Source organism: Pseudomonas paraeruginosa PA7, assembly GCF_000017205.1.
In the GTDB taxonomy this organism is placed as follows: Bacteria; Pseudomonadota; Gammaproteobacteria; order Pseudomonadales; family Pseudomonadaceae; genus Pseudomonas; species Pseudomonas paraeruginosa.
Genome location: NC_009656.1, coordinates 4,755,287 through 4,774,078, shown reverse-complemented (window position 1 = coordinate 4,774,078; position 18,792 = coordinate 4,755,287). Strand labels below are relative to the sequence as shown.

The 18,792-nt window shown below is 68.3% G+C and carries 12 protein-coding genes; 6 read left to right on the top strand and 6 right to left on the bottom strand.

Annotated features, from left to right (window positions below; translation table 11 throughout):
* Positions 1-101: 101 nt before the first annotated feature.
* Positions 102-890, bottom strand: a complete 789-nt coding sequence (gene phhA / locus PSPA7_RS22095) for a phenylalanine 4-monooxygenase (protein WP_003149895.1) — start codon at positions 888-890, stop codon at positions 102-104.
* A gap of 284 nt (positions 891-1,174) precedes the next feature.
* On the opposite strand from phhA, the gene PSPA7_RS22090 reads away from it, so the two are divergent.
* Positions 1,175-2,734: a sigma-54-dependent phenylalanine hydroxylase transcriptional regulator PhhR gene (locus PSPA7_RS22090; protein WP_033997319.1), complete on the top strand. Its 1,560-nt coding sequence runs from the start codon at positions 1,175-1,177 to the stop codon at positions 2,732-2,734.
* Between the two features lie 66 nt (positions 2,735-2,800).
* Here the strand turns inward: PSPA7_RS22090 and PSPA7_RS22085 are convergent, their stop codons facing one another.
* From PSPA7_RS22085 to PSPA7_RS22070, 4 genes are all read right to left on the bottom strand, one after another.
* A complete protein-coding gene (locus PSPA7_RS22085) occupies positions 2,801-7,756 on the bottom strand; it encodes a hemagglutinin repeat-containing protein (protein WP_012076956.1) in 4,956 nt (1,651 codons plus the stop codon).
* An 89-nt stretch (positions 7,757-7,845) separates the two neighbouring features.
* Positions 7,846-9,558, bottom strand: a complete 1,713-nt coding sequence (locus tag PSPA7_RS22080) for a ShlB/FhaC/HecB family hemolysin secretion/activation protein (RefSeq protein ID WP_003155066.1) — start codon at positions 9,556-9,558, stop codon at positions 7,846-7,848.
* Positions 9,559-9,951: 393 nt separating this feature from the next.
* On the bottom strand, positions 9,952-10,218 hold the full coding sequence (locus PSPA7_RS22075; protein WP_012076955.1) for a DUF2790 domain-containing protein: 267 nt from the start codon (positions 10,216-10,218) through the stop codon (positions 9,952-9,954).
* Positions 10,219-10,474: 256 nt separating this feature from the next.
* Positions 10,475-12,673: an FUSC family protein gene (locus PSPA7_RS22070; protein WP_003155062.1), complete on the bottom strand. Its 2,199-nt coding sequence runs from the start codon at positions 12,671-12,673 to the stop codon at positions 10,475-10,477.
* A gap of 219 nt (positions 12,674-12,892) precedes the next feature.
* On the opposite strand from PSPA7_RS22070, the gene PSPA7_RS22065 reads away from it, so the two are divergent.
* The gene (locus PSPA7_RS22065) at positions 12,893-13,837 is read left to right on the top strand and encodes a LysR family transcriptional regulator (RefSeq protein WP_012076954.1); all 945 of its coding nucleotides are present in this window, start codon (positions 12,893-12,895) and stop codon (positions 13,835-13,837) included.
* Between the two features lie 90 nt (positions 13,838-13,927).
* On the opposite strand, the gene PSPA7_RS22060 is transcribed toward PSPA7_RS22065, so the two are convergent.
* Positions 13,928-14,824: a LysR family transcriptional regulator gene (locus PSPA7_RS22060; protein ID WP_012076953.1), complete on the bottom strand. Its 897-nt coding sequence runs from the start codon at positions 14,822-14,824 to the stop codon at positions 13,928-13,930.
* 115 nt (positions 14,825-14,939) lie between these two features.
* On the opposite strand from PSPA7_RS22060, the gene PSPA7_RS22055 reads away from it, so the two are divergent.
* From PSPA7_RS22055 to PSPA7_RS22040, 4 genes are read left to right on the top strand one after another with little or no spacing between them, the layout of a single operon-like run.
* Complete coding sequence (locus tag PSPA7_RS22055) at positions 14,940-15,767, top strand: HTD2 family dehydratase (RefSeq protein WP_012076952.1); 828 nt, start codon at positions 14,940-14,942, stop codon at positions 15,765-15,767.
* Between the two features lie 44 nt (positions 15,768-15,811).
* Positions 15,812-16,972 (top strand): acyl-CoA dehydrogenase family protein, encoded by a 1,161-nt coding sequence (locus PSPA7_RS22050; RefSeq protein WP_012076951.1) that lies wholly within the window; start codon positions 15,812-15,814, stop codon positions 16,970-16,972.
* A gap of 14 nt (positions 16,973-16,986) precedes the next feature.
* The gene (locus tag PSPA7_RS22045) at positions 16,987-17,367 is read left to right on the top strand and encodes a VOC family protein (protein ID WP_012076950.1); all 381 of its coding nucleotides are present in this window, start codon (positions 16,987-16,989) and stop codon (positions 17,365-17,367) included.
* 38 nt (positions 17,368-17,405) lie between these two features.
* A complete protein-coding gene (locus PSPA7_RS22040) occupies positions 17,406-18,758 on the top strand; it encodes an MmgE/PrpD family protein (RefSeq protein ID WP_012076949.1) in 1,353 nt (450 codons plus the stop codon).
* The last annotated feature ends 34 nt before the right edge of the window (positions 18,759-18,792 follow it).

Here is an 18,792-nt window from a genome sequence, read left to right as displayed (position 1 = left end):
GGGAGTCCTTGGTTGTCGCATGTGGGAGCGGCGGACGGGCCGGGCCCGTCCACCATAGTACAAGGCCGCCGCGGGGTCAGCCGCAGCGGCGACGATTCTCGTCAAGCCGCCTGCCTGGGCGGGAACAGCGGCGCGTGCAGGCCCAGGCGCATGGCCTCGTGGACCAGCGCCATGATGTCTTCCTGGGCCAGCTGGAACAGGCGCTTGAGGTCGGGCAGGACGAAGTAGAGCGGTTGCAGGATGTCGATGCGGTAGGGCGTGCGCATCGCCTCCAGCGGATTGAAGGCCTGGTGCAGCGGCTCGTCGGAGAGGCTGTAGACGGTCTCCTTCGGCGAGGAGAGGATGCCGCCGCCGTAGATGCGCTTGCCCTGGTCGGTGTCGACCAGGCCGAACTCGATGGTCATCCAGTACAGGCGGGCGAGGAACACGCGTTCCTCCTTGCTCGCCTTGAGGCCGAGCTTGCCGTAGGTATGGGTGAATTCGGCGAACCAGGGGTTGGTCAGCAGGGGGCAGTGGCCGAAGATCTCGTGGAAGATGTCCGGCTCCTGCAGGTAGTCCAGTTCTTCCGGGGTGCGGATGAAGGTGGCGACGGGGAATTGCTGGCTGGCCAGCAGTTCGAAGAAAGTCTGGAACGGGATCAGCGCCGGTACCCGCGCCACGCGCCAGCCGGTGGTGGCCTGGAGAACCCGGTTGATCTCGTCGAGCTGGGGGATCCGGTCGTGGGGCAGGCCGAGCTGTTCGATGCCGTCGAGGTATTCCTGACAGGCGCGGCCTTCGATCACCTTCAGTTGCCGGGTGATCAGGGTGTTCCAGACCTGGTGCTCGGTTTCCGGGTAATGGATGAAACCGTTGTCGTCGGGCTGGCGGGCCACGTACTGCGTCGTTTTCATACGGACTCCATGAGCGGCTTGTGGCCGCGGGGTCTTTGTTGTTGTCGTTGCCTTATCGATACCGCGTCGGGACGCTCCGTGCAGCCCCGGATAGGGGCCGGGCAACGAGGATGAAACGGCGTTTTCGTAAAGTTTTCCTTACGAATTTGCCGGGGTCGCCTGTTCATTGGCTCAGGCATTCTTGCTGGTGAGTCTAACTGTCACATATTCTTGACGGAAATTTCCGGTCGGGAGTTAAAAAATCCGACCGCGAGCCCATCAGAACGACAACACCGGGCCACGCCATGCGTATCAAAGTGCACTGCCAGAACCGTGTAGGCATTCTTCGCGACATCCTCGACCTGCTGGTCGACTACGGCATCAACGTCAATCGCGGCGAAGTCGGCGGCGACCAGGGCAACGCCATCTACCTGCTCTGTCCGAACCTGATCAATCTCCAGTTGCAGTCGCTGCGGCCCAAGCTGGAGGCGGTGCCGGGGGTCTTCGGGGTCAAGCGCGTCGGCCTGATGCCCAGCGAGCGCCGGCACCTGGAGCTCAACGCGCTGCTCGCCGCCCTGGACTTTCCGGTGCTCTCGGTGGACATGGGCGGGCAGATCGTCGCCGCCAACCGTGCCGCCGCCCAGCTGCTCGGTGTGCGCGTCGACGAGGTGCCGGGGATTCCGCTGTCGCGCTATGTCGAGGACCTCGACCTGCCCGAGCTGGTACGCGCCAACAAGGCGCGGATCAACGGGCTGCGGGTGAAGGTGAAGGGCGACGTGTTCCTCGCCGACATCGCCCCGCTGCAATCCGAGCACGACGAGAGCGAGGCGCTGGCCGGCGCGGTGCTGACCCTGCATCGCGCGGACCGCGTCGGCGAGCGCATCTACCATGTGCGCAAGCAGGAGCTGCGCGGCTTCGACAGCATCTTCCAGAGCTCGCGGGTGATGGCCGCGGTGGTCCGCGAGGCGCGACGCATGGCGCCGCTCGACGCGCCGTTGCTGATCGAGGGCGAGACCGGCACCGGCAAGGAGCTGCTGGCGCGCGCCTGCCACCTGGCCAGCCCGCGCGGGCAATCGCCGTTCATGGCGCTGAACTGCGCCGGCCTGCCGGAGTCGATGGCCGAGACCGAACTGTTCGGCTATGGTCCCGGGGCCTTCGAAGGCGCGCGTCCGGAAGGCAAGCTCGGCCTGCTCGAACTCACCGCCGGCGGCACGCTGTTCCTCGACGGCGTCGGCGAGATGAGCCCGCGCCTGCAGGCCAAGCTGCTGCGCTTCCTGCAGGACGGCTGTTTCCGCCGGGTCGGCAGCGACGAGGAGGTGTACCTGGACGTGCGGGTGATCTGCGCGACCCAGGTGGACCTGTCCGAACTCTGCGCCAAGGGCGAGTTCCGCCAGGATCTCTATCACCGCCTCAACGTCCTCTCGCTGCACATCCCGCCGCTGCGCGAATGCCTGGACGGCCTGGCGCCGCTCGCCGAGCACTTCCTCGACCAGGCCAGCCGGCAGATCGGCTGCGGCCTGCCGAAGCTCTCCGCGCCGGCGCTGGAGCGCCTCGAGCGCTACCACTGGCCGGGCAACGTGCGGCAACTGGAGAACGTGCTGTTCCAGGCGGTCTCGCTGTGCGAAGGGGGGACGGTGAAGGCCGAGCACATCCGCCTGCCGGACTACGGCGCGCCGCAGCCGTTGGGGGACTTCTCGCTGGAGGGTGATCTGGACGCCATCGTCGGCCGTTTCGAGAAGGCGGTCCTGGAACGCCTGTTCCGCGAGCATCCGAGCAGCCGCCAACTGGGCAAGCGCCTCGGGGTGTCGCACACCACGGCGGCGAACAAGCTGCGCCAGTACGGCGTCGGGCAGGGCGAGGGTTGAGTCCCGGCCCCGGCGAAGACCGGGGCCGGGCGCTCCTTCGGCGATCAGGCGAGGAGCGGGGCGGGCTCAGTCGGCCTTCTGCTCGATGCCGGCCTGCAACTGCTGGTCGCGGTTGCGTCCGCCGACGCGCAGGGCGCCGAGGTTGAAGGCCTGGTCGTCGCGGGTCGCCTGGTCGTGCTCCTGGCTGAACTCGTCCTTGATACCGAAGGCCAGGTCCACCGGCGACCTGGAGACGTTCAGGCCGAGATCGGCGCGGTAGTCCTTGCCGGCCAGGGCGCGGGTTTCCACGCGCGAGCCGCCGAGGTCGACCTTGCCGTCGCTGGCGCTGATCCGTGCGCCGGTCAGCTGGGTCGCTGCGCCCACCTGCAGGTTCACGCCCTGCCTGCCGGTGATGCCGGAGGCCTCGGTGACGTAGTTGCGGCTGACGTGGCTGACGTCCAGGTACAGCGTCGGGGTTACCGAGGCTTCGCCGCTCTTGTCGCCGAACAGCACGTTCTCGGCGGCATTGCCGACCTTGGCGCCGGCCGTCTGCTTGTCGTTCACCACATAGCTACCGGTCTTGTTCGGCGACAGGCGCTGCTTGAGGCCGGACAGCCGGTCGCCGAGCGCTTCGCCTTTCTCCGCCAGATAGCCCCTGGCCCTGTCCAGCTTGCTGGCGAAGGCGCCGCGCGGCTCCGGGTTGACCTCGTAGCTGCCGCTGCGGACCAGCTTCTCGCCCAGGCGCTCCTTGGCCTTTTCGGCTTTGGCGAGGAGGTTGTCCCCGGCCTTGCCGAGCCGCTCGACATTACGGTCGATGCCGTTCTCCAACTTGCCGCGGTGCTTGTCGAAAGCATTCTCGGCCTTGGTTTCCAGCTTGTCCTTCAACGGTCCGGTCTTGCTCGCCAGCTTGTTCACCAGGCCGGGCTGGTTCTTCTCCACGCCCAGGCGCGCGTCGACGTTGACCTTCACGCCCTCCGCGCGGTCCTGGCGGCTCTCCACCCGCAGGTCGCCGCCGATGCGCCCGTCCACCTGTGCCGCGTCGATGCGCGCGCCCTCCAGGCGGGTGTCGCCCTGGCTCGCCAGGATTACCCGGTCGGCCTGGATGACGCTGTCGCCCTGGGTCTGGCTGCGCAGGACATCGACATCGACCTTGGCGCGGGCCTGGACGGCATAGTCGCTCCGGTAGTCGCTCGGCGCGCCGGTGGTCTTGCCGCCGTTGGCCCCGGCACCGAGCAGCACGCCCCAGTTGTCGCGCCGCTCGCTGGATTCGGCGGACTCCTGGAGAATGCCGCCGTTGCCGGCTTCGAGGCTGACCTGGGCGGCTTCGATGCGAGTGCCTTGCAGGCGTACCGCGGTGGCGTCGTCTGCGGCGCTGGAAAGGCTGGCCTTGGTCGCGCTGTGCAGGTTGCCGCCGTTCAGCGCGTGACGTTCCTCGTCGACCCGGCCGATGTTGAAGTTGCCGCTGACGCTGCCGTTCTTGCTGCTCGTTTCGGCGTCGCGAACGCTGCCGCCGCCTAGGCTGAAGCCGCCGCCGAGGTTGTTTCCCCCGGCCCGGTGGCTATCGCGGGCGGCCTGCAGGTCGAGCTTGCCGCCGGCGGCCAGGACTATGTCGCCGGTCTTCGCTGCCGCGCTGCCGATATTGCTGCCTTGCAGGACCAGATCGCCGCCGCTGCGCAGCTCCACCGCGCCCTTGGCCTGGATGTCGGCGACCCGCGCCTGGCTGTCCCGGCTGTCGCCGGCCTTGTGGTCGAGTTGCAGGCCGGCGCTGGCGTTCAGCCCTTTGCCGTTGGCGCTGGGGGCCATGCCGCCGCTCAACGCGGCGTCGCCACGCAGGCTGGCGCTGCTGGCGCTCTGCCGGTCGTTGGCCTGTTCCAGGGCCAGGTTGCCGCCGGCGCTGAGCCTGACCCCGGCTTCGCCGCCGTCGAAGCGGCTGCCCTGGTAGAGGCCGTCTCCGCCGAGGCGGATCTCGACGCCCTGCTTCGCGGCGTATTCGCCGACCACCGCGGTGGTCTGGCTGGCGCTGTTCTCGCTGCTGCCGCCAATGCCGCTCAGGCGCAGGTTCAGGTCCTGGCCGGTGGTGGTGTAGAGGCGCCCGCCGACCTTGGCGTCGAGGCTCTGCTCATGGCTGCCGGAGGTGTTCTCCGCCGCCCTGGCGTCATGCCTGGCGGCGTCGATGAGGAGGCCTCCGCTGCGAGCCTGGTAACGGGTGCCCTCGTCCCGCAGGGCGTCGCCGACCTTCAGTTCGACCTGGCCGCCCGCGAAGCTGCTGACCTGCGCCTGGCTCGCCTGTTGCTCGCCGCGGCTGTCGCGGTGGCTGATCTCGAGGTCGACGCCGACGTTCGGCTGCTCCAGGTTGTCGAGCAGGCCGGGCTGGTGGACCTTGCGCTGGGCGACGCCTTCGACCGCCTTCTCGATCGGCCGGGCGATGCCGCGGTACTCGAGGTTGGCGCCGATGTCGCCGCTCCAGCCGCTGTCGTGGCGCTGGCTGCTCTGGCTGTCGCGGGCGGCCTGGTTGTCGACCGTGCCGGCGGCGACCGCCAGGCTGTCGCCGGCCTCCAGGCGCGCGCCCTGCGTCGTCAGGCTGCCCTGGGCGGCGTCGATCCTGAGATTGCCCGTCGCGTTCACCTGGCTGGTGCGCGCATGGCTTTCGGCGTCGTTCTCGTCGATCCGCTGGTGGCCGACTTCGATACCGCTGCCGGCACGGTCCAGGCCGCCGGTATAGTAGAAGCCGCCGCCGGTGGTGGTCTGTTCGCTGCTGCGGGTCTTGCTGTCCTGCTCGGCGAGCAGGGCGACGTTCTTCCCGGAGAGGCTGGCGTCGCCCGCGCTGGCCTTCAGCTCGGCCCCCTTCACGGTGAGATCGCCGCCGGCCTTCACGGCCAGGGAGGCGCCGCCCAGGCTGGAGCCGCTGTTGCGGGTTTCCTCGCGGCGGACGCTGGTCCGCTGGTCCTGGTAGCGCACCCCGGCGCGGTATTGGCGGCTGCCTGGGGTCTGCTCGCCGGCATAGGCGTCGAAGCCGCGGGTGTGGCGGCTGTCGTTGCCGTCGTGGCGCTCCTGCGCCGAGGCTATCTCCAGGTTGCCCTTGGCCTCGGCGGCGAGGGCGCCGCCAGCCTCGACCCGGGAGCCGCGAATGGCGATGTCGGCGGCGCTGCGCAGGGTCAGGTTGCTGTCCGAGCGTACTTCGCTGGCGCGGTTGCTGCTGTCCTTGCTGCGCTGGCGACTCTCGTCCTTGGCGATGCCGAAGAACTTGCTGTCCTTGCTGTAGCTGTTGCTGTGGGCGGTTTCCTCCACGCCGTCGATGCGCAGCGAGCCTTTCCCGCTGACTACCTCGGCCTTGCGCGCGCCGCGTACCTGGCTGCCGCGCACCTCGACCGCATCGGCGGTCACCGTCAGTGCGCCGTCGGCCTTGACCCGGCTGCCCTGTTGCAGGGTCTTGCCGCTGTCGCCATCGCCGTGGCTGCCGAAGAAGCTGCCGCCGACCAGGTCGCCGGAGTAGCTGTTGTCGCGGCTGCTGTGGCTGCGGCTGGCGCTGCCGATGTCGACGCTCTTGGCTTGCAGGTCGAGGTCGCCGCGGCTGGCCACGTCGGCGCCTTCCAGATTCAGGCGCCGGCCGCCGCCGAGTTCGACCCGCGCGCCTTCGAGGCTGCTGGCCACGCTGCGTTGCTCGCTGCTGCCCTTGTCCCAGTTGGCTTTCCACAGGTGCTTGCGGTGCGCGCCCTGGTCGCGTTCGGTGCGGGTCTCGGTGGCGGCGAGAAGACGGGTATCGCCGCCGCTGGAGACTTTCAGGGTAGCGCCGGCCTTGACCGTCGCCGCCCTCAGTTCGCTGTCGCCCCGCGCGGCCAGGCTCGCGTCGGCGCGGGCATCGATCCGGCTGCCGTGCTGCTTCGAATCGGTGACGGTACGCGTGCGGTCGTAGGTTTCCCAGGTGATGCCGATGGTGCTGTTGCTCCAGCGCTCGCGGCTTTCCCGCAGGTTGCGGCTTTCCACGCTGCCCAGGGTCAGGTTGCGCCCGGACTTGAGGTCGACCCTGCCGCCGCTGACGTCGGCGGCGGCCAGGCTCAGGTCGCCGCGGGCATGCAGGCCGACGTTGCCGCTGTCGCTGCGGATCGCCGCGCGCAAGGCGTTCAGGCTGTTGTCGGGAAGCGCCTGGCCGCTGATCGACAGGTCGCCGGCGGAGCGCAGGTCGACGCCGTCCCTGCCGTCGATCCCGACCGGGCCGACGCGCACGCCGGCGCCCTCGGCGGTGCTGAGGATGTTGATGCGTCCGGCCTGCATGGCGCCGAACAGGCTGGCGTCGATGCGCCGCTCGCCCGGACGGACGTCGCCGGACGGGTCGCGCTCGACCTTGCCGCTCGGGTAGTCGATGCGGTTGCGACCGACGGTCAGGTCGAGCTCGGCCGACGCCTCGATCTTGCCTTGGCTGTCGACTCGCGGCGCCAGCAGGGCGATGCTGCCATCCCGGTTGCTCAGGCCCTGGCCCTGGATCTGCAGGGCGCCGACGGCGTCGTTGGTGTTCAGCGCCTGCAGCTTGCCGTCGGCCAGTTCCGGACGGCCGACCAGCAGGCTGGCATGGGGCGTGTTGATGAAGCTGCCGCCGTTCACCGAGATGCCGTTGGGGTTGGCCAGGATGTAGTCGGCGGCCTGGCCGAAGATTTCCTGCGGGCCGTTGATCGCCGAGGCGTTGCGGCTGATCACTTCGTTGAGGATGGCACTGGCGGCGTCGCCGCGCAGCTGCGGGTTGGCCGCCAGTTGTCCGGCGAGCTGCGAGGCGCCGGCTTGCAGCGCATTGTTGAGGACCAGGCCCTGGCGGTCGACGTTGTAGTCGAGGAACTGGTTGTGCGACAGGCCGGCGGCGTTCGGCGCGACGATATTGACGATGGGCACGCCGCCCTGGTTGAGCAGTTGCGGCGTGCCGCCCGGCCCGCCGGCCGCCTCCAGCCCGCCGGCGAAAGCCTGGGGCAGGTGGGGCGCCAGCAGCAGGCCGGCGATCAGGCAACGGAGTTTTCCCCGGGGGGAGAGGTGGAAGACAGGATTGTCTCTATGCATGAGAACCTCTTCGTTCAGGTTGGCTGTAACGTTGCGCGTGGTTGGTGGTCGCCGCTGCTGTCGCGCTCAGGTCAGCGGCTGATCAGGCTTCAGATCTGCAGGCTCAGGCGCAGCAGCCAGCTCTCCGGCTCGTGGCGGAAGGCGGACGGCGCGGAGAGGCTGCGCTGGTAGTCGAGGTCGAGCTGGACCTGCTTCCAGCTCAGGTTGAGGCCGGCGCTGGCACCGCTCAGGTACTGGCCGGGGGCGCCGTGGTAGAGCTTGACCCAGCCGTGGTCCAGGCCCAGGCGCGGAGTGACCTGCACCGGCAGGTCGCTGCGCAGCGGCAGGCGCAGGGTGTTGCGCCATATCGCGCCAATCGCGCCGGAGACGCTGTTGCGGCGGAAGCCGCGCACCGCGGAGTCGTCGGTGGCCAGCAGCTGCTCGATGGCTGGCAGCGGGTCGGCGCTGTACTGCGCCGTGAGTTGGCTCTGCCACTGCCAGGCCTGGCCGGCGAGCTGGCCGTTGCGCCATTGATTGAGGCCGAGGCGGTACTTGTCGAATTGCGCCCGGGGGTAGTTGTCGGCCCGCCCCGCGCGATCGCGGTCGGCGCCGAGGGCGCTCAGGCCACGGGCGTAGCCGAGGTCGAGACTCCAGACCGCGCTGTCCAGCCAGAACAGGTTGAGGCCGGCTTCGACGACGCTCAGCCGCGGGCTCTGGTTGGTCAGGCGGATGCCACCGAGGTAGCTGTCGACATCCTTGCGCGCCAGTTGCAGGTTGGCGCTCAACTGGTGACGCTGGCCGCGCCAGAGCACGCGGTCGGCGCGCAGGCTGAAGAGATCGGTCGCGCCGGTCTGGTAGAAGGTCTGCCGGCCGGTGCGCAGCGGCGAGCGGAATTCGGCGTGGCTGGCGAACAGGCTGTAGGTCCAGTAGCCATAGGGAATCGCGTAGTACAGGCTGCTGCTGCGGCTGTAGCGTCGGTCGCGATTCAGCGTGTCGCTGGCGCTCAGCAACAGCGAGTCGTTGAGTTCCAGCGGGCTGTCCAGGCCCAGGCTGAGGTTGCCGCGATCGCGTCCGGTGGCCAGGCTGCCGAGGTTGTCCAGGCCCAGGCCGAGGCTCCAGCGCGCGGCGCCGCCGCGTTTGCGCAGGAGGATCCGCGAGGCGCCGGGCTGGCTGCCCGGGGCGATGTCGGCGGCGAGATCGACCGAGCGCAGGCGGTTCAACTGGTCCAGGCCCTGCTCCAGGTCGCGCAGGTTCAACGGCTTGCCGAGCACGCCGGGGAAGGCGCCGCGCAGCGATACCGGCAGGCTCTGGTCGTCCAGTTCGATGGACTCGACGTAGCCTTCGTCGACCAGGATATCCAGGCTCTGCCCGGCCTCCGGGGGATTGGCCAGATAGGGGCGGGCGGCGACGTAGCCGGCATCGACATAGAGCCGGGTGATCGCTGCCAGCAGGCGGTTGATCTGGCCGGGTCCCATGCATTCGCCGATCAGCGGGCCGAGCGTGCGGTCCAGGCGCTCCCGGCTGAGCAGGGTGACGCCGCCGATCCGCGTGCCGCTCAGGGGCCAGCAGTCGTGGTCTGCGATGGGCGGCGATGCCGGCGCCGGGGCCGTCGAGCCGCCGAAATTGCCGCGCTGCAATTGGCGTTGGCGTTCCTCCAGCTGCATGCGTTGCAGTTCCAGTTGTTGCTGCTGGTGTTGGCGCAGGGCTTCCTGCCCGGGTTGCCCCGGATCGGCGGCGAAGACGGGCGAGGCGCCGAGCAGGCCCAGCAGCAGGGCTCGGCAGAACGGGCGGCGGGGCGATGATTCGGTAGAGCGGTACGGCACGCGGCATCCTTCATGTATCAGGCGCCCACGGGCAGGACGTGGACGTTTCAGCGACAGCTTTGACACAAAGTGTTGTTATGTAAACTTTGTGTCTTGTGTAGATTAGTCGCAGACCTCACCCGTTTGTTACATCCGAGTAAAGAAATTGACCGGTTGCTGACTGGACGAAGAAACGCCTGTGAACTGATTCACGAAAGTTTGGCGTGTCGCGACTGGCGTGAAGGCCTGATTCGACTGGGTAGCGCAGAGGGTAAGGAAGGGAAGGGAGGGGTATGCGGCCTGGCTGGCCGGAAAGCGGATTGTCGTCGTCGGGTACACAATGATCGCGCCGGAGGGGCGGGTTGCCCATCGTGGCGCGATCCTTCGGAGAGCGGCCCAAGGGCCGGACGAGCTCTAGCCGCCGCTGCAGCCGTTGCCCCAGACCTGATACTCCACGGTATGTTTCCGGCCTTTGGAATCTTCGTAGGTCATGCGTGCGGGAACGATGCCGCAGGCCTCCGAAGTATCGGTGGAAGATATGACGCGAGCGACATCGAGATGCATGCCGTAGGCATATTCCTCGACAGTGCCTTCCTGCTGGCTGGCAGGTTGTTCCTGGGTGCCAGCCGCCATCACCAGCGGCGAGCAGGCGAACAGGGCGATCAGGGCGAAAGCCTTCATTACTGGTTACCTGAGTGGTTTCTGAGTGAGTGCGATCTGCCGTCGGAAGACAGGCGGACAGGTCTCCGGTGCAACTCGATAAACAAGGCTGGATAATTGAAGTCTGCAATCAAGTTGCGAAGTCTAAGTTCAACGGAAGTGAACTTTGGCTGTTGGGTTAATTATAAATTCGGTGATGCTGCGACATATAGACACGGTCAAGACAAGAACCTTGTACGGATTGGTAACAATGACCTGTTGGGGCGCCGCAGGCGCGCTATCCGGCACTGCCGGTCGTGGCCAGCGGCGACTGCGGATCGAGCAGCGAACTGCGGATGAAATGCAGGTAGCTGAGTACCCGGCGCAGCGGCGAGGTGTCGAACTGCGGCGCGCGCGGTTCCGGCGCCGCGCGGACCGCCATGATCGCCTGCTCCACCGCGTGCAGGGCGCGCTGGCGGTTGCTCGGGCCGGGTTGCAGGAACAGCCGGATCAGCGCGCGTCCCATCAGGCGGATCGCCCGGCGCCAGGCCGTGCGTTCGGCGTAGCAGGGTTCCTGGGGCAGGCGCTGCTGTTCCAGGCGCAGCTCGATGATCGCCTGGCCGACCTCCAGCACCAGGAACATCCAGCCCAGCAACCGGCGCTGCACGTCCGGGCGGCCGGCGGAGAAGGTGTAGGCCTGGTTCAGCAGGTCGCGGGTGCCGCTTTCGAAACCGGAGACCAGGCCCTTGCTCTTGCCGCTGATGGCGAACACCACCCGCTCGCGCAGGTCGTGCTCCAGGCGCTTCCACATCCACGGCCGGTTCGGCGGCAGGATCACCATGGCGGCGACCGTGGCGAGGACCATCGACAAGACTAGCGCCAGGTATTCGTTGAAGAACGCCAGGGCGTCGTAGCGCGCCATGTTGGCCGGCAGCGAGGCGAAGCAGAACCACACCAGCAGGCCGACGCCGTAGCCGTTCCACTGCGGCCGCCAGAGCAGCAGGGCGCCGACCGCGAAGACCGGCAGCAGGCAGCAGAGCAGCATCGGGAAACCGTCCACGTGGGGTAGCAGGTAGAGCAGCACGAACAGCCCGGTGCAGGCTCCGGCGAGGGTCCCGAGGGTGAGTTGCAGCGACAACCGGCCGGGATTCGGCGAGGTCGAGGAGAGCGCCGAGATCAGTACCGCGGTGAGGGCGAAGGTGCCGCCGTGGGGCCAGGAGGTCTGGATCCAGAAGGTCCCGAGCAGGCCGATCATCAGCGCGCTGCGCGCTCCGGCGACCAGCGCGGCGACCGGGTTGGCGCGGGCGACGAAGCTTTCCTTCCACTGCTCGCGGGCATGGTGGTGCTCGGCCAGGGAGGCGTGGGTCAGGGCGTAGTTGTGCAGGTCGTCGGTGAAACGGAAGGCCAGTTCGGCGGCGGTGTTGAAATCCAGCAGGTCGTTCTCGCCGGGACGCTGTTCCAGCAGGCGCTGGCGGGCCTGGCGGATGTTCTGCATCAGTTCCGGCTTGTAGGCCTCGATGCGCTCGGCGAGCCGGGCGGCATCGGCGTCGGTGGGCAGCCGTTCGCGAATCGGCGCGAGCAGCCCGGCTAGCTCCGCCAGGCATGGCGCCAGGACCTCCAGGGCATTCTGCGCGCCGCGCCCGCGCAGGCGTTCGAGCAGGCGGTGGAGGCCGTGGAAGCGACTGGTCATGACCATGAATTCGTTGTTCAGGCGAATCAGCCGGCCGCTGCGCAGGCGCATGTGCGGATCTTCGAAAGTAGTGGCGCTGCGCAGGTTCTCCAGGCCCACGGACTGGGCGACGAAGCGCGCACTGAGCTCGCCGAAGCGCTCGCCGTCGAGGCTGCCCTGCAGGCCTTCGGCGGCGAACCCGGCGAAGTCGCGCAGGCGCCCGTAGAGCGTAGTGCGCAGGGCGGCGCCGCTGGTCTGGGGCAGGAAGATGGCGCTGACGGTGCCGGTGCAGAGGATCCCTAGGGAGATTTCCAGGACCCGCCACAGCGCCGCCATGAAGGCGCCTTCCGGATGCGCGGTGGCGGGAATCCCGATCATGGTCGCGGTATAGCCGGCGAGTACGCAGGCGTAGCCGCGGAAATCGCGGTAACGCGCGGCGCCGGCGGTGCACAGGCCGACCCAGAGCGCCAGGCTGGCGAGGAACAGCACGCGCTCCTGGGCGAACAGGGCGATCAGGGTGACCATCACGCTGAGGCCGATCAGGGTCCCGACGATGCGGTAGAAACTCTTGGCCAGGACCTGCCCGCTCTGCGTCTGCATGACGATGAAAACCGTCACCAGCACCGTGCTCGGCTGCGGCAGCTCCAGGCGGTAGGCCAGCCACAGGGCGAGGCTGGCGGTGAGCAGGGCCTTGAACACGAAGACCCAGGCCACGCCGTCGCTGCGCGCCCATTCGAGCAGGGCGCGGCGCAATTCGTCGGGGCTGGGAATGAACGCGAGGGGAGCCGGTGGAACCAGGGGGAGACCTTTCCGGGTGGCGCGGGGCACTGCTGCGAATCCTGAACGACGGCGAGGGGAGGCCGAAACGGTTGGGAATTCTAGGAGCGCCCGCGCTTGCGGATAAGAGCGCGGATAGGTGAAAAATTTTTGTCACAAAAGGCAATAATAGGTGGGTTGACTCGTGACAGAATCTGCGCCGCCTTGGGGTGTCCTCCGGGTTGCGTGGAAAAGAGACGCGCCATAAGCGTCAGAGCCTAGAGGGCCGTGATGGATATCCTGTTCAATATGCGCGCGTTCGTCAGCGTCGCGGAGACCGGCAGTTTCACTGCCGCCGCCCAGCGCCTGGACCTGACGACCGCCTATGTCTCCCGTGCGGTGGCCAAGCTGGAGGCTCACCTGCGGACCCGCCTGCTGCACCGCACCACCCGGCGCATAGCGCTGACCGAAGCCGGGCAGCGCTACCTGATGCGCGCCCAGCAGATACTCGCCTACATCGAGGAGGCCGAGGCCGAGGCGGGCGATGCCCATGCGCGGCCGTCGGGCACGCTGAAGGTCCACGCGATGACCGGCATCGGCCAGCACTACCTGATCAAGGCCATCTCGCAATATTGCGAGACCTACCCGGAGGTCGGCTTCGACCTGACCCTGGCCAACCGGATCACCGACATTCTCGACGAGGGCTACGACATTTCCGTGGTGATAGCCCCCGAACTGCCGGACTCCGGTTTCGTCTCCAAGTGCATCGGCCAGACCTACAGCATCCTCTGCGCCTCGCCGGGCTACATTGCCGCGCATGGCTTCCCCAGGTTGCCGGCGGAGCTGTCCGCGCACCGTTGCCTGCGCCTGGTGAACTCGGTGATGTCGCTGGACCGCTGGCTGTTCGACGGTCCCGACGGCCAGGAACTGGCCTGCATCAACCAGACGCATTTCCAGGTCAACACCGCCGACGCCATGACCGAGGCGGTGGTCTCCGGCATGGGTATCGGCGCGCTGCCGGTGTACGCGGCGGTCAACGGCCTGAAGGACGGCAGCCTGGTGCGGGTGTTGCCGCGCTATAGCCTGTTCCATCTCAACGTCTACGCGCTGTACCCGTCGCGTCAGTATCTGGACGCGAAGATCCGCACCTGGGTCGAGTTCCTCCGCGAGCACATGCCGGCGATGCTCGCCGCGGACGAACGCAGCCTGGCGAAGAGCGGTGGGTTGGCGAACTGAGCTGCGTCCTTCGCGACGATCGCACCCTGGCTTGTCGGGAGTCGCAGGGCGAATAACCGCCTGGCGGTTATCCGCCGATTCTCCGGAGCCCTACAGGCTGTCTCCGACCCTCTGCAACTCCTCGATCAACGCCCGCACGCAGCTCGGCAATGCCTCCAGGTCCCGCACCAGCAGGCTGCGTTCGCGGATCGCCCAGGGTTCGTCGAGCTCGATGGTCGCCAGCTTCATCGTCCGGCTGTGGCGGCGCGCGGCGGACTGCGGGATCACGCCGATGCCGACGCCGCCTTCGATCATCCGGCAGATCGCCTCGAAGCTGGAGACCTGGATGCGCAACGACAGCTGCTCGCCCATCTGCTCCACCCGTTCGTACAGGAAGGCGTGCAAGGTGGTGCCCTCGGGCAGGCCGATATGCTGGAACTGCAGGGTGTCGCGCAGGCGTACCCTGGCCTGTCCGGCCAGCGGATGGCCCTGGGGCACCGCCATCACCAGGCGGTCGGTGCTGAAATGCAGGACCTGCAGGCCACTGGCCGCCACCGGCCCGGCGATGATGCCGAGGTCGGTGGAGCCGTCCAGCACGCCGCGGACGATGTCGCGGCTGAGGCGTTCCTGCAGGTCGACGCTGACCCCGGGGCGGGCGGCGAGGAAGCCGGCGAGGATTTCCGGGAGGAATTCGGTGACCGCGGTGGTATTGGCAAAGATGCGGATATGCCCGGCGGCGTCGCTGCCGTACTCGGTGAACTCGCTCTTCAGGTATTCCACCTGGCGCATGATCAGCCGCGCGTGCTGTAGCAGACGCTGGCCCGCCGGGGTCAGTTCGACGCCGCGGCTGTCGCGGTACAGCAGGCGGCTGCCGAGCTGGCCTTCCAGCGCCTTGATCCGCGCGCTGGCGGCGGCCGGGGAAAGGTGGGCGCGGCGCGCGCCCTGGGTCAGGCTGGGCGACTCGGCGATATGGATGAACAGGCGCAGGTCGGCGAGATCGAAATGCATGGGCACTCCATGGCGTTCGGCAAAGCCGAACGCGCCATTGCGAAATTGCAAATTCTCAAAACGCTAGCATCCTATCATTCTCCTCCCATCACCCCTAGGTCATGGGAAGCCACGCATGAGTGAGTCCGCTTTCGCCCCCTGGATCGGTCGCCAGGAAGAAACCCACGATCAACTGAGCCGCAACCTGGTCAAGCGCATCGCCGCCACCTTCGGCGAGCCGACCCCGGCCCATGGCGAGGCGCTGCCGCCGCTCTGGCACTGGGCGTTCTTCCAGGACCCGGTGGAGGCCGCCGGCCTCGGCGTCGACGGCCACCCGGCGCGCGGCGGTTTCCTGCCGCCGGCGGACGATCGCAACCGCATGTGGGCCGGCGGACGCCTGGAGTTCCACCAGCCGCTGCGGGTCGGCGGCGAGGCCAGCCGCACCTCGACCATCCTGCGGGTCGAGGAGAAGCACGGTCGCAGCGGCGCCCTGCTGTTCGTCACCCTGCGCCACGACTACCGCCAGGACGGCCAACTGGCGCTGAGCGAAGAACACGACATCGTCTACCGCGAACCGACCCCGCCCAAGCTCGGCGGCACCGAGGCGCTGCCCGCGGGCGACTGGCGCGAGGCGCTGGAGCCCGATCCGGTGTTGCTGTTCCGCTACTCGGCGGTGACTTTCAACGGCCACCGCATCCACTACGACTGGCCCTATGTCACCGAGGCCGAAGGCTATCCGGGCCTGGTGGTGCACGGTCCGCTGATCGCCACCCTGGCCCTGCGCGCGTTCTGCCGGGCCAATCCGCAGGCGTGCCTGCGACGTTTCGCCTATCGCGGCCTGCGCCCGCTGATCTGTCCGGATCCGTTCGAGGTCGGCGGCCGCCTGCTCGGCGCCGGCAAGGCCGAGGTCTGGGTCGGCAATGGCGCCGGCCTGGCCCAGCGCGGCGACGTGGAATTCGACTGAAAGGGCCCAGCGCCCGTCCAACGACAAGAATCGAGGAGTCACCGATGAATCCGAACAGCGAAGAGCTGAACGCGATCCGCGAGGGCGTGCGTGCCCTCTGCGCCGAATTCGACGCCGCCTACTGGCGCCGCATCGATGAGCAGCGCGGTTTTCCCGAGGCCTTCGTCAAGGCCCTGACCGACGCCGGCTGGCTCTCGGCAATGATCCCGGAGGAGTACGGCGGTTCCGGCCTGGGCCTGGCCGAGGCCTCGGTGATCCTGGAGGAGGTCAACCGCTGCGGCGGCAACTCCGGCACCGTGCACGGGCAGATGTACAACATGTTCACGTTGCTGCGTAACGGCAGCGAGGCGCAGAAGCGCTTCTACCTGCCGAAGCTGGCCAGCGGCGAGCTGCGCCTGCAGTCGATGGGGGTGACCGAGCCGACCACCGGTACCGACACCACCAAGATCAAGACCACCGCCGTGCGCAAGGGCGACCGCTACGTGATCAACGGGCAGAAGGTGTGGATCTCGCGGATCCAGCACTCCGACCTGATGATCCTGCTGGCGCGCACCACGCCGCTGGCCGAGGTGAAGCGCAAGTCCGAAGGCATGTCGATCTTCCTCGTCGACCTGCGCGAGGCCATCGGCAAGGGCCTCACCGTGCAGCCGATCGCCAACATGGTCAACCATGAGACCAACGAGCTGTTCTTCGACAACCTGGAGATTCCCGTCGATAGCCTGATCGGCGAGGAAGGCAAGGGCTTCCGCTACATCCTCGACGGCCTCAATGCCGAGCGCACGCTGATCGCCGCCGAATGCATCGGCGACGGTCGCTGGTTCATCGACAAGGCCAGCCACTATGCCCGCGACCGCGTGGTTTTCGGCCGGCCGATCGGGCAGAACCAGGGCGTGCAGTTCCCCATCGCCGAGGCGCACATCGAGGTGGAGGCCGCCGACCTGATGCGCTGGCGCGCCTGCCGGGAGTACGACGCCGGACTCAACGCCGGGGCCAGCGCGAACATGGCCAAGTACCTGGCGGCGAAGGCTTCCTGGGAGGCGGCCAACGCCTGCCTGCAGACCCACGGCGGCTTCGGCTTCGCCTGCGAATACGACGTCGAGCGCAAGTTCCGCGAGACCCGCCTGTACCAGGTGGCGCCGATCTCCACCAACCTGATCCTGTCCTACGTGGCCGAGCACCTGCTCGAACTGCCGCGCTCGTTCTGAAGCGGGAGCCGCCCATGCAGATCGACCGCCTCGACCATCTGGTGCTCACCGTTCGCGACGTCGACGCCAGCATCGATTTCTACACCCGCGTGCTCGGCATGCGCGCCGTCACCTTCGGCGCCGGCCGCAAGGCCCTCGCCTTCGGTGCGCAAAAGATCAACCTGCACCAGGCCGGGGGCGAATTCGAACCCAAGGCCGAGCGACCCACGCCGGGGTCCGCCGACCTCTGTTTCATCGTCGCCACGCCACTTGGGGCGGTGGCCGAGCAACTGCGCCAGCAGGCCGTGGAAATCCTCGAGGGTCCGGTGCAACGCACCGGCGCCGGCGGGCCGATCCTCTCGCTGTACCTGCGCGATCCCGACCTGAACCTGATCGAACTGAGCAACCCGCTGTAGGCCGCGTGCCTCGGGACAACTACAAGAGAGCGTTGGTCATGACCGACTACACCCAGCAGCTCGCCGGCTTTCTCGCCGGCCTGCGCTACCAGGACCTGCCGCCGGCGGTGCTGGCGCGTATCGAGGAATTGTTCCTCGATTGGCTCGGCTCGGCCCTGGCCGGCAAGGGCCAGCACCCGATCCCGCTGTTCGAGCGCTACGCCGAACGCATGGGCCCGGCCGACGGCAGCGCGCAGATCCTCACCAGCCGGCGGCGCAGTTCGCCGTACTTCGCCGCCCTGGTGAACGGCGCGGCGTCCCATGTGGTGGAGCAGGACGACCTGCACAACAGCTCGGTGCTGCACCCGGCCGCGGTGGTGTTCCCCGCCGCCCTGGCCGCGGCCCAGGACCTCGGCCGCAGCGGCGCCGAGCTGCTCCTCGCGGCGGTGGCCGGCTACGAGGCCGGCATCCGCATCGGCGAATTCCTCGGTCGTTCGCACTACCGGGTGTTCCATACCACGGCCACGGTGGGCACCCTCGCCGCCGCGGTGGCGGTCGGCAAGCTGATGGATTTCGACCGCGAGCGCTTCGTCAACCTCCTCGGCAGCGCCGGGACCCAGGCCGCCGGGCTCTGGGAGTTCCTCCGCGACGCCGCCGACTCCAAGCAGCTGCATACCGCCAAGGCGGCCGCCGACGGCCTGCTCGCCGCCTACCTCAGCGCCGACGGCCTGAGCGGCGCACGGCACATCCTCGAAGGCGAGCAGGGCATGGCCGCCGGGATGTCCAGCGACGCCGACCCCGAGCGCCTGGTGGATCGCCTCGGCAGCCGCTGGGCGCTGCTGGAAACCTCGTTCAAGTTCCACGCTTCGTGCCGCCATACCCACCCCGCGGCCGACGCCCTGCTGGCGCTTATGCAGCGCGAAGGATTCGATCATGCGCAGATCGCCGCGGTCACCGCGCGGGTCCACCAGGGCGCCATCGACGTGCTGGGACGGGTGCTCGAGCCGCAGACCGTGCACCAGGCGAAGTTTTCCATGGGCACGGTGCTGGGCCTGATCGCGGTGTACGGCAAGGCCGGGCTCGGCGAGTTCCACCTGCACGCGCTGAACGACCCGCGGGTCGCTGCGTTCCGCGCGCGGGTCGAGATGCGCCTGGACCCGGAGGTCGATGCCGCCTATCCACGGCGCTGGCTCGGGCGGGTCGAAGTACTGGATCGCGAGGGGCGTCGCCACACCGCCGCCATCGACGAACCCAAGGGCGATCCCGGCAACACCCTCAGCCGCGACGAACTGGCCGAAAAGTTCCGCCGCCTGCTGGCGTTCTCCGGCGCGGCCACCGACGCCGAGGCGGAAACCCTCATCCAGCGGGCCTGGGGCCTGCGCCAGGCGCCGTCCGTGACGGCACTGATCTGATCAACCGAACCAGCCGCACCTCGCCCCCGTCGGG

What these genes read in the sequence shown, in the direction of transcription:
- phhA (WP_003149895.1), bottom strand. Translation starts at nt 890, where the DNA reads ATGAAAACGACGCAGTACGTGGCCCGCCAGCCCGACGACAACGGTTTC.
- PSPA7_RS22090 (WP_033997319.1), top strand. Translation starts at nt 1,175, where the DNA reads ATGCGTATCAAAGTGCACTGCCAGAACCGTGTAGGCATTCTTCGCGAC.
- PSPA7_RS22085 (WP_012076956.1), bottom strand. Translation starts at nt 7,756, where the DNA reads ATGCATAGAGACAATCCTGTCTTCCACCTCTCCCCCCGGGGAAAACTC.
- PSPA7_RS22075 (WP_012076955.1), bottom strand. Translation starts at nt 10,218, where the DNA reads ATGAAGGCTTTCGCCCTGATCGCCCTGTTCGCCTGCTCGCCGCTGGTG.
- PSPA7_RS22065 (WP_012076954.1), top strand. Translation starts at nt 12,893, where the DNA reads ATGGATATCCTGTTCAATATGCGCGCGTTCGTCAGCGTCGCGGAGACC.
- PSPA7_RS22060 (WP_012076953.1), bottom strand. Translation starts at nt 14,824, where the DNA reads ATGCATTTCGATCTCGCCGACCTGCGCCTGTTCATCCATATCGCCGAG.
- PSPA7_RS22055 (WP_012076952.1), top strand. Translation starts at nt 14,940, where the DNA reads ATGAGTGAGTCCGCTTTCGCCCCCTGGATCGGTCGCCAGGAAGAAACC.
- PSPA7_RS22050 (WP_012076951.1), top strand. Translation starts at nt 15,812, where the DNA reads ATGAATCCGAACAGCGAAGAGCTGAACGCGATCCGCGAGGGCGTGCGT.
- PSPA7_RS22045 (WP_012076950.1), top strand. Translation starts at nt 16,987, where the DNA reads ATGCAGATCGACCGCCTCGACCATCTGGTGCTCACCGTTCGCGACGTC.
- PSPA7_RS22040 (WP_012076949.1), top strand. Translation starts at nt 17,406, where the DNA reads ATGACCGACTACACCCAGCAGCTCGCCGGCTTTCTCGCCGGCCTGCGC.